This is a genomic window from Kocuria sp. CCUG 69068 (genome assembly GCF_020833785.1).
Taxonomy (GTDB): Bacteria; Actinomycetota; Actinomycetes; order Actinomycetales; family Micrococcaceae; genus Kocuria; species Kocuria rosea.
In genome coordinates, this window is sequence record NZ_PDDL01000040.1 from 1 (window position 1) to 12,441 (window position 12,441).

Annotated in this window: 11 protein-coding genes and 2 tRNA genes; 9 read left to right on the plus strand and 4 right to left on the minus strand. The window is 72.8% G+C overall.

The window, feature by feature from the left end:
• Positions 1–152 precede the first annotated feature (152 nt).
• The gene (gene ettA, locus CRM73_RS09555; protein ID WP_031283621.1) at positions 153–1,835 is read left to right on the plus strand and encodes an energy-dependent translational throttle protein EttA; all 1,683 of its coding nucleotides are present in this window, start codon (positions 153–155) and stop codon (positions 1,833–1,835) included.
• A 102-nt stretch (positions 1,836–1,937) separates the two neighbouring features.
• Here ettA and CRM73_RS09560 read toward each other — a convergent pair whose 3' ends face one another.
• Positions 1,938–2,828 carry an acyl-CoA thioesterase II gene (locus CRM73_RS09560; RefSeq protein WP_017834575.1) on the minus strand — a complete coding sequence of 297 codons (891 nt, stop codon included), beginning with the start codon at positions 2,826–2,828 and terminating at the stop codon, positions 1,938–1,940.
• A gap of 73 nt (positions 2,829–2,901) precedes the next feature.
• On the opposite strand from CRM73_RS09560, the gene CRM73_RS09565 reads away from it, so the two are divergent.
• Both CRM73_RS09565 and CRM73_RS09570 read left to right on the plus strand, forming a co-directional pair.
• Positions 2,902–3,387: a thioesterase family protein gene (locus CRM73_RS09565; RefSeq protein ID WP_017834576.1), complete on the plus strand. Its 486-nt coding sequence runs from the start codon at positions 2,902–2,904 to the stop codon at positions 3,385–3,387.
• Positions 3,388–3,392: 5 nt separating this feature from the next.
• Positions 3,393–4,061 carry a hypothetical protein gene (locus tag CRM73_RS09570; protein ID WP_017834577.1) on the plus strand — a complete coding sequence of 223 codons (669 nt, stop codon included), beginning with the start codon at positions 3,393–3,395 and terminating at the stop codon, positions 4,059–4,061.
• Positions 4,062–4,074: 13 nt separating this feature from the next.
• On the opposite strand, the gene CRM73_RS09575 is transcribed toward CRM73_RS09570, so the two are convergent.
• Both CRM73_RS09575 and pepN read right to left on the minus strand, forming a co-directional pair.
• On the minus strand, positions 4,075–4,659 hold the full coding sequence (locus CRM73_RS09575) for a globin (protein WP_017834578.1): 585 nt from the start codon (positions 4,657–4,659) through the stop codon (positions 4,075–4,077).
• On the minus strand, positions 4,656–7,223 hold the full coding sequence (pepN, locus tag CRM73_RS09580) for an aminopeptidase N (RefSeq protein ID WP_229587520.1): 2,568 nt from the start codon (positions 7,221–7,223) through the stop codon (positions 4,656–4,658). The genes CRM73_RS09575 and pepN overlap by 4 nt, the downstream gene beginning before the upstream one ends.
• A 240-nt stretch (positions 7,224–7,463) precedes the next feature.
• Here pepN and CRM73_RS09585 point away from each other — a divergent pair, with 240 nt between their 5' ends.
• Genes CRM73_RS09585 through CRM73_RS09595 form a run of 3 tightly spaced genes read left to right on the plus strand, consistent with a single transcriptional unit; the run spans position 7,464 to position 9,550 of the window.
• A complete protein-coding gene (locus CRM73_RS09585; RefSeq protein ID WP_035930062.1) occupies positions 7,464–7,985 on the plus strand; it encodes a ribose-5-phosphate isomerase in 522 nt (173 codons plus the stop codon).
• Positions 7,986–8,876 (plus strand): DNA-formamidopyrimidine glycosylase family protein, encoded by an 891-nt coding sequence (locus tag CRM73_RS09590; RefSeq protein ID WP_229587521.1) that lies wholly within the window; start codon positions 7,986–7,988, stop codon positions 8,874–8,876. It abuts the gene before it with no gap.
• A 32-nt stretch (positions 8,877–8,908) separates the two neighbouring features.
• Entirely contained in the window at positions 8,909–9,550 is a 642-nt protein-coding gene (locus CRM73_RS09595; protein WP_109222441.1) for a methyltransferase domain-containing protein, read from the plus strand.
• A gap of 82 nt (positions 9,551–9,632) precedes the next feature.
• On the opposite strand, the gene CRM73_RS09600 is transcribed toward CRM73_RS09595, so the two are convergent.
• Positions 9,633–9,703: transfer RNA gene (locus tag CRM73_RS09600), tRNA-Gly, on the minus strand.
• Positions 9,704–9,928: 225 nt separating this feature from the next.
• Between CRM73_RS09600 and CRM73_RS09605 the strand changes: the two genes are divergently transcribed.
• From CRM73_RS09605 to CRM73_RS09615, 3 genes are all read left to right on the plus strand, one after another.
• A tRNA-Pro gene (locus CRM73_RS09605) sits at positions 9,929–10,001 on the plus strand.
• Positions 10,002–10,110: 109 nt separating this feature from the next.
• Positions 10,111–11,562, plus strand: coding sequence for a trigger factor (tig, locus tag CRM73_RS09610; RefSeq protein ID WP_017834583.1), 1,452 nt, complete (start codon positions 10,111–10,113; stop codon positions 11,560–11,562).
• Positions 11,563–11,751: 189 nt separating this feature from the next.
• Complete coding sequence (locus CRM73_RS09615; protein WP_017834584.1) at positions 11,752–12,417, plus strand: ATP-dependent Clp protease proteolytic subunit; 666 nt, start codon at positions 11,752–11,754, stop codon at positions 12,415–12,417.
• Positions 12,418–12,441 lie beyond the last annotated feature (24 nt).

The window sequence follows — 12,441 nt, forward strand, 5'->3', positions numbered from 1 at the left end:
CGCCCGCGCCGCCAGCCCGCCACCGCCTGAGCTTCCCGGGCGGAGCCGTCCCGGCGCGGGGACGGAGCGGGGGCTGCGGCGCCCCAGCCCCCGGTCCGTCCCCGCCCGGTGGCCGCCCCTCGGCCTCCGCCGGGCGGGGTAGCCTTGAGGGCATGGCGGAATTCATCTACACAATGTCCAAGGCCCGCAAGACCGTGGGCGACAAAGTCATCCTGGACGACGTCACCATGTCGTTCTACCCCGGCGCGAAGATCGGCGTCGTGGGACCCAACGGGGCCGGCAAGTCCACCATCCTCAAGATCATGGCCGGCCTCGACCAGCCGTCCAACGGCGAGGCCCGGCTCAGCCCCGGCTACACCGTCGGCATCCTGCTCCAGGAGCCGCCGCTGAACGAGGAGAAGACCGTCCTGGGCAACGTCGAGGAGGGCGTGGGCGAGATCAAGGCGAAGGTCGACCGCTTCAACGCGATCTCCGAGGAGATGGCCCAGCCGGACGCGGACTTCGACTCCCTCATGGAGGAGATGGGCAAGCTCCAGGAGGACATCGACGCCGCCAACGCCTGGGACCTCGACTCCCAGCTGGAGCAGGCGATGGACGCCCTGCGCTGCCCGCCGCCGGACGCCGACGTCACGGTCCTCTCCGGTGGTGAGCGCCGCCGCGTGGCCCTGTGCAAGCTGCTGCTGCAGAAGCCGGACCTCCTGCTGCTCGACGAGCCCACCAACCACCTCGACGCCGAGTCCGTGCTGTGGCTGGAGCAGCACCTGAAGGACTACCACGGCGCCGTCATGGCCGTGACCCACGACCGGTACTTCCTCGACCACGTGGCCGAGTGGATCTGCGAGGTCGACCGCGGCCGGCTGTACGGCTACGAGGGCAACTACTCGGCCTACCTCGAGACCAAGCGCGCCCGCATGGAGGTGCAGGGCAAGAAGGACGCCAAGCAGGCCAAGCGGCTGGCCGACGAGCTCGAGTGGGTGCGCTCCAACGCCAAGGGCCGCCAGGCGAAGTCGAAGGCCCGCCTGGCCCGCTACGAGGAGATGGCCGCCGAGGCCGAGAAGACCCGCAAGCTGGACTTCGAGGAGATCCAGATCCCGCCGGGACCCCGCCTGGGCAACCTCGTGATCGAGGCGAAGGACCTGCAGAAGGGCTTCGGGGACCGCTCCCTCATCAAGGGCCTGTCCTTCTCCCTGCCGCGCAACGGCATCGTGGGCGTCATCGGCCCCAACGGCGTCGGCAAGTCGACGCTGTTCAAGACCATCGTCGGCATGGAGGAGCTGGACGGCGGGGAGCTGAAGATCGGCGACTCCGTCAAGATCTCCTACGTGGACCAGAACCGCGCGAACCTCGACGCCAGCAAGTCGCTGTGGGAGGTCGTCTCGGACGGCCTGGACTACATCAACGTCGGCAACGTCGAGATGCCCTCGCGCGCCTACGTCTCCGCGTTCGGCTTCAAGGGCCCCGACCAGCAGAAGAAGGCCGGGGTGCTCTCGGGCGGAGAGCGCAACCGGCTGAACCTGGCCATGACCCTCAAGCAGGGCGGCAACCTGCTGCTCCTCGACGAGCCCACCAACGACCTCGACGTCGAGACCCTCGGCTCCCTGGAGAACGCGCTGCTGGAGTTCCCGGGCTGCGCCGTGGTCGTCTCCCACGACCGGTGGTTCCTCGACCGGGTCGCCACCCACATCCTCGCGTGGGAGGGCACCGAGGACGAGCCGGACCAGTGGTACTGGTTCGAGGGCAACTTCGAGTCGTACGAGGCCAACAAGGTGGAGCGCCTCGGCGCCGACGCCGCGCGGCCGCACCGCGTCACCCACCGCCGCCTCACCCGCGACTGACGCAGGGCCGGGCCCGGAGCCCGTGCCGCCCGAGGGGCCCGCCGGGCGGGAAGGAGCAGCTCCTTCCCGCCCGGCGGGCCCCTCCGGCGTGCTCCGGTGCGGTCAGGAGAACTCCGGGAAGCGCATCATGCCCTCCTGGGCGGTCGTGGCGACGAGCCGGCCGTCCCGGGAGAACATCCGGCCCACCCCGAGGCCGCGGGCCGAGGAGGCGTTGGGGGAGGACTGCACGTAGAGCAGCCACTCGTCCGCGCGGGTCTCCCGGTGCCACCACATCGCGTGGTCGAGGGAGGCGATGTTCATGCCGGGCTCGATCCACGTCCTGCCGTGCAGGCGCAGGATGGGCTCGAGCAGCGTGTAGTCGCTCGCGTAGGCGAGCGCGGCGCGGTGGATGTTCGGGTCGTCCGGCAGCGGCTTGAGGGTCTTGATCCACACCGCGTTGAACGGCTCTCCCCGGGAGTCCGGCTTGAAGTAGATCGGCTCCGTGATGTACCGCATGTCGAAGGGCCGCTCGTGCGCGATCGCCTGCGCCTCGGGGGCGTCGACGTGGCCGAGCAGCTCCACGGCGCTGGGCAGGGACTCCGGCTCGGGCAGGTTCCGGGGGGACTCGTCCTGGTGGTCCAGGCCCCGGGCCGGGACCTGGAAGGACGCGATGGCCGAGAGGATGGCGCGCCCGTCCTGGTAGGCGTGCACGCGGCGTGCGGAGAAGGACCGCCCGTCCCGGATCCGCTCCACGCCGAAGGTGATCGGCTGGGACACGTCCCCGGCGCGCAGGAAGTACGCGTGCATCGAGTGGATGATCCGCTCCGGCTCCACGGTGCGCATGGCGGCGGTCGCGGCCTGCGCCAGGACCTGCCCACCGTAGACCCGGCCGCGTGCGGGGGAGATGGAGTGGCCCACGTAGATGTCCTCGAGCGTGCGCGCGCCACCCCCGTCCGCGAGGTCGAGCATGTCGAGCAGGGCCTGCGTGGGGTCCGGGATCGGGCTGTAGGTCATGGCCTTCACTCTAGCCAAGCCGCCGGTCGCGCCGGGGCGCGTCCGGCGCGCCCGGGTGTGATGGGATGGGGGCATGTCTTCGCTGCTGATCCCCATCCAGATGCGCTTCGGCGACATCGACAGCTACGGCCACGTCAACAACGTCACCATGCTCCAGTACCTCGAGGACGCCCGGGTCCGGCTCATGGCCCGTCCGCTGCCCGAGGACGCCGCCGCGGGGGTGCCGGAGGGCGCGACGTTCCGCACCCTGCTGGGGGACCTGATGACCGTGATCGGCCGGCAGGAGGTCGAGTACACGCAGCAGCTGCTGTACCGCGACGACCCGGTGTCCGTGCGGGTGTGGGTCTCCTCCGTGGGCGGGTCGAGCTTCGTGCTGGACTACGCGGTCCAGGAGGAGGACGGGTCGCGCGTCTACGCCGTGGCCCAGACGGTCGTCGTCGTGATCGACCGCTCCTCCGGGCGGCCGGTGCGCCTCGACGACACGCAGCGGGGCCTGCTCGAGCAGTGGCAGGACGCCCCGACCCGCTTCGCCCGCCGGCCCGCGCCGGCGGAGGCCTGAGCCCCGTGGGCCGGTCCCTCCCGCTGACGGATCCGCGGGACGTCGCCGACCTGCGGACGTACCTGTCCCGGGCCCGCGGGGTGGACCCGCAGGGCGCGGTGCGCTTCCAGGCGCGCGGGCGGGCCCTCGGCGTCTACGTGTGCGTGCTCGAGCCCCACGGCCTGCTCGACACCACGCCCACGGTCCTGGGCCTGCGCACCGCCGCGCTGTCCGGGGAGCAGGCCCTGGACGTCACCGTCCCGCTCGGCGGGGTCCTCGACCGGATGCCGCGCCAGGACCAGGACGCCACGGACGTGGGCCTGCCCCCCGTGGACGCGAACGTCTCGTGGGCGGGCATCGCCCCGCCCCTGGGCGGGTGGACCCCGGTGGGCTCCGTCGCCGGGGACGCGCTGCGCGAGGTCGCCCGGGCCGGGATCGCCGAGGTCGCCCGGGCGGTGCCCACGGACGCGGGCGCCGCCGTCGTGGACACCGTGCGCTCGCAGGTCTGGGGCCGGTCGTCCGGGTGGGCGGAGCCGCTCGCGGGGCGGCTGAACGGGGCGCCGCTGCCGGACGGCGCGGCGTTCGCCGCGTACTCGCTCGGCTTCCTGCGCCCGGGCGCGGAGGTCGCCGTCGCGGAGAACGGCCGCTGGGTGCGCCTGAGCACCCCCGGCGGGCACGTCCTGGCCAAGCGCTGAGACTCCCGGGGGATCAGCCGGGACGGTTGATCATGGCGTGGGCGGCGCGGTCGAAGTAGTCCCAGATGATCCCGTCGTGCAGCGGGGAGAGCTCCAGGGTGTCCAGGGCCGCGCGCATGTGCGTCAGCCACGTCTCGCGCGCCCACGTGTCCACGGGGAACGGCATGTGCCGCATCCGCAGCCGCGGGTGCCCGCGCTGCTCCGAGTAGGTGGTCGGTCCGCCCCAGTACTGCTCGAGGAACATCCGCAGCCGCTCCTCGGCGGGGCCGAGGTCGTCCTCCGGGTAGAGCGCCCGGAACCGCTCGTCCTCGGCCACCCGGGCGTAGAACTCGTGCACGAGCTTCACGAACGTCTCGTGCCCGCCCACCTGGTCGTAGAACGACGACGCCGTGCCGGCCTCGGCCTGCTCCCGCTCGTCGCCGACCTGCGGCACGGGGCGGCGCAGCTGGGACAGGGGCGCCCCGACCGCGAAGGAGCGCGCCCCGGGCGGGGCCGCCGCGGCGGGGTCGGTGCGCGGGTCCTGGCCGGCCGGGGGCGTCGAGCCGGGCCCCCCGGGTCCGTGCCCGGCCGGACCGGGGCGCTGCTGCTCGTCGCTCATGCGCGCACCACCTCGTAGGCGGCGTCCACGGCCTGCGCCCGGACCGCGCGGGCCGTCGCGTCGCGCTGCTCGAGGACCAGCCGGCGGAGCCCGTGCAGGTCCTCGGGCAGGTCCGCGAGGAAGGCGTCCGCGGCGTCGACCGTCTCCTGGACGGGGATGTTCGGGTACATGCCGATCGCGATCTGCTGGGCCAGCTCGTGGGTCCGGGTGCGCCACACGCCGGGGATCGCCGCGAAGTACTCCTCGGCCCAGGGCGCCAGCAGGGAGGTGTCGGCGGCCGTGCGGAAGCCGTCGATCGCCGCGTCCTGGATGGAGTTGGGCAGGGACCCGTCCACCATGATCTGCTGCCACGCCCGGGCCTTGGCCTCGGCCGTGGGGATGGCGGCCCGGGCGCGGGCGGCCGCGATCGCGCCGTTCTCGGTGTTGTCCTGCGCGAGCATCGCGTCCACCTCCGCGTCGCCGGCACGCCCGCCGGCGCACAGCGCGGTGAGCAGGCTCCAGCGCAGGTCGGTGTCCAGTGCCAGGCCCTCCAGGGTGCGCCGCCCGTCGAGGAGCTGCTCGAGGACGTCCAGCTGCTCGTCGGTGCGGGCGTGCCGGGCGAAGGCCCGGAGGAACTGCAGCTGCTGGTCGGAGCCGGGCGCCGCCTCCTCGGTGAGCCGGCGGAGCCGGTCGGCGGCGGCGCGCACGGTGGCCCCGCGCACGGGCTCGGCCACGTAGCCGTCCAGCACGGTGTCCAGCTGGCGCAGCTGCACCTGGATGCCGGTCGAGGACGTCTCGTGGGCGATGTTGCCGAGCACGAGCTCCACGTAGCGGCGGGCGGGCGTCTCGCCGTCGTGCACGCCGTCCCACACGGACGCCTGGACGAGGGCGCGCGGGAGCGTGTCCTCGAAGTTCTTCAGGTGGGTCAGGGCGGTGTCCAGGGAGCACTCGTCGAGGCGGATCTTCGCGTAGGCGAGGTCGTCGTCGTTGAGCAGCACGAGGTCCGGCAGCTCCCGGCCCACCAGCTGCGGCACCTCCGTGGACGGGCCGTCGACGTCGAGCTCGACCCGGTGCGTGCGCACGAGCTTGCCCTGCTCCCCGTCGTGGTCGTAGAAGCCCACGGCCAGGCGGTGCGGGCGCAGCGTGGGGTGCTCGTCGGGGGCGGTCTGCCGGATCCGGAAGGAGCGGATGATCCCGTCCTGGTCGGTCTCGAGCTCCGGGGTCAGCGTGTTCACCCCGGCGGTCTCGAGCCACTTCGCGGCCCACTCGTCGAGGTCCCGGCCGCTGGCCTCCTCGAGCCGGACCATGAGGTCGCGCAGCTCGGTGTTGCCCCACGCGTGCTCCCGGAAGTACCGGTTCAGCCCGGCCATGAACTGCGCCTGGCCCACCCAGGCCACCAGCTGCTTGAGCACCGAGGCGCCCTTGGCGTAGGTGATGCCGTCGAAGTTCACCAGCACGTCCTCGAGGTCCCGGATCTCGGCCTTGATGGGGTGGGTGGTGGGCAGCTGGTCCTGCTCGTAGCCCCAGGACTTCTCCCCGGCGGCGAACGTGGTCCACGCCTCCGTGTACCGGGTGTTCTCCGCCGCGGCGAGGGTGGACATGAACTCGGCGAAGGACTCGTTGAGCCACAGGTCGTTCCACCAGCGCATGGTCACGAAGTCCCCGAACCACATGTGGGCCAGCTCGTGCAGGACTGTGATGGCCCGCCGCTCCACCCGGGCCTGCGTGGGCCGGGAGCGGAAGACGTAGAGCTCCACGAAGGTCACCGCGCCGGCGTTCTCCATGGCCCCTGCGTTGAACTGCGGGACGAACAGCTGGTCGTACTTCTCGAACGGGTAGGGCACCCCGAACTGCGCCTCGAAGAACTCGAAGCCGCGCTTGGTGATGCCGAACATCTCCTCCTCCTCGACGTGCTCCACGAGCGAGCGGCGGGCGTACAGGCCCAGGGGGATCGTGCGGCCGTCGGCGCTGGTGAGCTCGTCGTGCACGGACGCGTACGGGCCGGCGATCAGCGCCGTGACGTAGCAGGGGACCACCGGGGTGGGGGTGAAGGACCACGTGGCGGCGCCCTCGCCGGCGGCGACGGGCTCCGGGGTGGGCTGGGTCGAGACGACCGTCCAGTGCGCGGGGGCCGTGACCGTGAACGCGAAGCGCGCCTTGAGGTCCGGCTGCTCGAACACGGCGAACACGCGCCGGGTGTCCGCCACCTCGAACTGGGTGTAGAGGTAGACCTCGTCGTCGACCGGGTCCACGAACCGGTGCAGGCCCTCGCCGGTGTTCATGTACCGGCAGTCCGACTCGACCGTGAGCACGTTGTCCGCGGCGAGCCCGGGCAGCTGGATCCGCACGCCGTCCGAGACCTCGGCGGGATCGAGCTCGGTGCCGTTGAGCACCACGGAGTGCACCGCGTCGGTGATCGCGTCGATGAACGTCGAGGCGCCCGGGGTCGCCCGGAAGCGCACGGTGGTCGTGGAGCGGAAGACGCGCTCGCCGCGGGTCAGGTCGAGGACCACCTCGTAGGCGTCCACCGCCACGGTCTCGGCCCGCGCGGCCGCCTCCTGGCGGGTCAGGTTGGTTCCGGGCACTTCAGTGCCGTCCTCTCGTCGGGGTCGGGGTCGGGGTCGGGTCGGGATGGCTCGGGATCGGGGCGTCCGCGACCGGTGGGCCGCAGGGGATCGTCCCATTATGTCAGCCGGGTCCCAGCCGCCCGGGGAGGCCCTGCGGTGTGCGCGGCACGCACTACGCTGGAGGGCGGCCGGTCCGTCCGCGCGGGCCCTGCGCCTCGATCCCGCCCCGTTCCCGCGAACCCCAGGAGCACGCCGCCCATGCGCGTCCACATCGCCACCGACCACGCCGGCCTGGACCTCTCCCGCTACCTGGTCGAGGAGCTCGTCGCCGCCGGCTACGACCTCGTCGACCACGGCCCCGCCGAGTACGACGCCCTCGACGACTACCCCGCGTTCTGCATCAGCGCCGCGCGCGCCGTCCGGGCGGACCGGGAGGCGGGGCTCGACTCCCTCGGCATCGTCCTGGGCGGGTCGGGCAACGGCGAGCAGATCGCCGCCAACAAGGTCGAGGGCATCCGTGCCGCCCTGGCCTGGAACCTGGACACCGCCCGGCTCGCGCGCCAGCACAACGACGCCCAGGTCGTGGCCGTCGGTGGGCGCCAGCACCCGCAGGAGGAGGCGCTGGCGATCGTCCGGGCGTTCCTCGCGGAACCCTTCTCCGGGGACGAGCGCCACGAGCGCCGGATCGCCCAGATCGGCGAGTACGAGTCCACCGGCACCGTCGCGGGAAAACTCGAGGACCTGCGCCCGCGCGAGTTCCCGGCCGCCCGGGAGGCCTGAGTGCCGGAGGGCCACTCGGTCCACCGCCTCGCCCGCCAGTTCGCCGACTGCTTCGTGGGCCAGGCCCTGGCCGTGAGCTCCCCGCAGGGACGCTTCGCCGCCGGGGCGCACGCCCTGGACGGCGCCGTGCTGGAGGGGGCACGGGCCCACGGCAAGCAGCTGTTCCTCGACTTCGCCGGGGATCGGGTGCTGCGCTCGCACCTCGGCCTCTACGGCGCGTGGAGCTTCGGCGGCACCGACCGCTTCCGCGGCGCCTCCTCCATCGGGGCCCCGCGCCGGATCGGGGAGCGGGAGGCGCACGACGACGACGCCGCCCCCGCCGGCCCGCTGCTGCCGCCGGCGCCCGTGGGGGCGGTGCGCGTGCGGCTGGTCGGGGACGAGGGCTGGGCCGATCTGCGCGGGCCGGCGCTGTGCGTGCTGGAGAGCTCCGCCGAGGCCGAGGCGGCCCGGGCGCGGCTGGGCCCGGACCCGCTCGACCCGCACGCGGACCCCGCGGCCTTCGTGGCCGCCGTGCGGCGCAGCCGCCGCCCGGTGGGCGCGCTGCTCATGGACCAGGCCGTGCTGGCCGGGGTGGGCAACATCTTCCGGGCGGAGTCCCTGTTCCGCCGCGGACTGGACCCGATGACGCCGGGGCGCGCCCTCGACGAGCCGGTGCTGCTGGGGCTGTGGGCGGAGAACGCGGCCCTCATGCGCACGGGCGTGCGGCTGGGCCGGATCCTGACGACCGACGCCGCGGACCGCCCGGGGATCCCGGAGGCGCAGGCGTGGCCCGGGCACGCCCACCTCGTCTACCAGCGCCAGGGCCTGCCGTGCCGCCGGTGCGGGACGCCCGTGGAGGCGGGGGAGCTGGAGGGGCGCACGCTCTACTGGTGCCCCTCCTGCCAGCGCTGACCGGGTCGGGTTCCACGGCGTAGCCTGGAGCCGTGTCCAGTTGTTGCGGCGCGCCCGGTTACCGGCGCGTCTTCGGTCCCCGCTTCGCGCGGCGCCTCGCCCGCCGGTACCGGCGGCGGGGCCTCGACCGCGCCTCCCGGCGGGTCGTGGACTTCCTCGCCGCCCAGGGCGTCGAGGGGGCCAGCGTGCTGGAGATCGGCGGCGGCGTGGGCGGGATCCAGCTCGAGCTGCTGCGCCGGGGCGCGGCACGGACCACGAACCTGGAGCTCGTGGACTCCTACGAGGCCGAGGCCGCGGAGCTGGCCGCCGCCGCCGGGGTGTCCGGCCGCGCGGTGCGCCGGCAGCTCGACATCGCGACGGACCCGGAGGCGGTCGCCCCGCACGACGTCGTGGTGCTGCACCGGGTCGTGTGCTGCTACCCCGACCACGAACGGCTCCTGGGCGCCGCCGCGGACCGGGCGACGCGTCTGCTCGTGTTCAGCCACCCGCCCGGGCACCGCCTCCTGCGGGCGCTCGCCGCCCTGGAGAACCTGGGCCTCCGCGCCGCCGGGACGCCCTTCCGCACCTACGTGCACTCCCCGGCGGCCATGCTCGCCGTCCTGCAGGAGCACGGGCTGCGTCCCGTGCACGCGGACCGGGGCGCGGTGTGGCGGGTGGTCGGGCTGCGCCGCTGAGACGCGCCGGGGGCCGGGCCGAGGTGCCGCCGGGGACGACGAACGCCCCGGTCCAGCGGGACCGGGGCGTTCGTGCACGGAGAGGGGATGACGGGAATCGAACCCGCGTAATCAGTTTGGAAGACTGAGGCTCTACCATTGAGCTACATCCCCGCGGAGCGCTCTGTCGAGGCCTTCCCATTAACCGGCCCGGCGCGCGCGGTGTCAAATCCCGGGGCGCGGGCGCACCCGCGGAGCGCGGTCGGCAGGACGCCGGCGGGCCGTGCGGAGCGGGGTCCGGCGGGCCGAGGTGCGGCCCCGTCCGCCCAGCCGGTAGACTCGCCGGTGGTCCGTGCTCGTGCACCGGACCGCAGTCGTTGCAGCCGAGGCTGCAGGTACCGGGGCGTAGCGTAGTGGCTAGCGCGCCTGCTTTGGGAGCAGGAGATCGCAGGTTCGAGTCCTGTCGCCCCGACGTTGGAGCGGCTGCCCGGTCCTGCCGGGCAGCCGCCTTCCCGACTGTCCCGGGCCGGAGAGCGGCACCGGAAGACCCAACCGACCTACCACTCAGGAGTGCAGCGGAAGTGAAGAGCGCCGTCGAGAAACTCAACCCCACCCAGGTCAAGATCGTGGTGGACGTCCCGTTCGCGGAACTGAAGCCGTTCATCGACCAGACCTACACCTCGCTCGCCAACCAGATCCAGGTCCCCGGCTTCCGCCGCGGCAAGGTTCCGGCGCGGCTGATCGAGCAGCGCGTGGGCTTCGACTTCGTCGTCGAGAACGCGCTCAACGAGGGCCTGAACACCTTCTTCCAGCAGGCGCTGGCGGAGAACGAGATCACCCCGCTGACCCAGCCCCAGGTCGAGGTCCTCGCCAAGCCGGACGAGACGGACCGCGAGGCCGACGTCAAGGTCGAGATCGACGTGGCCGTGCGCCCCGAGATCGAGCTGCCCGACTACAAGGGCCTCGAGGTCGAGGTGGAGGCCCGCGAGGCCTCCGCCGAGGACGAGCAGAAGGCCCTCGACGAGCTGCGCGGGCGCTTCGGCACCCTCAAGACCGTGGACCGTCCCGCCGCCGAGGGCGACTTCGTCACCCTCGACCTGCAGGCGCTGGTCGACGGCGAGGAGGTCGACGCCGCCAACGACCTGTCCTACCAGGTGGGCGCCGGCACGATGCTCGAGGGCATGGACGAGGCCATCACCGGTCTGTCCGCCGACGAGGACGCCACCTTCGAGACCAAGCTCGCCGGCGGCGAGCACAGCGGCGAGGACGCCGTCGTCAAGGTCAAGGTCACCGCCGTCAAGGAGCGCGAGCTGCCCGAGGCCGACGACGAGTTCGCCCAGCTGGCCTCCGAGTTCGACACCATCGAGGAGCTCAAGGAGGACCTGAAGAAGCAGGCCGCCGAGGGCACCGTGGTGGAGCAGGGCGTCGAGGCCCGCGACAAGGTCCTGGAGAAGCTGCTGGCCCTCGTGGAGATCCCCGTGCCGCAGGCCGTGATCGACGAGCAGATCGCCCAGCACTTCGACAACCCGCAGGCCGAGGCGGACCACGACACCGCGGACCACCGGGCCGAGGTGCAGAAGAACGCCGAGGACGCGTTCCGCAACGAGATCGTGCTGGACGCGGTCGCCGAGGCCGAGGAGATCGGCGTCGAGCAGTCCGAGCTGATCGACTACATCATCAACATGTCCCAGCAGTACGGCATGGACCCGAACCAGTTCGCCCAGCTGCTCGACTCCTCGGGCCAGGCCGGTCTGATGGTGGGCGAGGTGCGCCGCCGCAAGGCCCTGGCCAAGGTGCTGGAGTACGCGACGGTCACCGACACCGAGGGCAACACGGTGGACCTCTCCGAGTTCGTGCGCCCGCAGGGCGAGGAGCAGGCGGGGGAGCCCGCCGAGGAGGTCGAGCCCGAGGAGACCACCGCGGCCCCGACCCCCGGCACCGAGGAGGAGTCCGCCGACTCGCCCGAGTCCGCGGAGTCCGCCGACTCCCCGGAGTCGGCCGACTCGGCCGACTCCCCGGACTCCGCCAAGTGACGTCCTGACACCGCTCCCGACGACGCCGCCGTCCCGCCCGGGACGGCGGCGTCGTCGTGTGCGGCGGGCGCGCCCGCGACCATGCGCCATCAGCGAACAACCCGGACGGGGACCGGCCGGGACCCGGGGCGGGCACTAGTGTTCTGTTCAGAGATCACCGGACCACACGGACGAAAGAGGCACTGTTACATGACCTCCGCTCACGAGTCGCCGTTCGGCTCGACCCACGCAACCTCCACCGGACCGCGCCTGCAGGGCGGCGGCCCCATGGGCGGCCAGGACGACTACGTCTACAACCGGCTGCTCAAGGAGCGCATCATCTGGCTGGGCTCCGAGGTGCGCGACGACAACGCGAACCTCATCTGCTCGCAGATGCTGCTGCTCTCGGCCGAGGACCCCCAGGCGGACATCTTCCTGTACATCAACTCCCCGGGCGGCTCCGTCACCGCGGGCATGGCGATCTACGACACCATGCAGCTCATCCCGAACGACGTGGTGACCGTGGCCACCGGCCTGGCCGCGTCGATGGGCCAGTTCCTGCTGTCCTCGGGCACCAAGGGCAAGCGCTACTCCACCCCGAACGCCCGGATCCTCATGCACCAGCCCTCCGGCGGCATGGGCGGCACCGCCTCGGACATCCGGGTGCAGGCCGAGCTGATCCTGTCGATGAAGCAGCGCCTCGCGGAGCTCACCGCCGAGCAGACCGGGCAGTCCCTGGAGACGATCCTCCGGGACAACGACCGCGACAACTGGTTCGACGCCCAGCGCGGCCTCGAGTACGGCTTCTTCGACCACATCGCCAGCTCGGCCGGCTCCATGACCGGCGGCGGCGGGACCATGAAGGACCAGGAGTAGGACCTCGGCGGTCCCACCACGTCA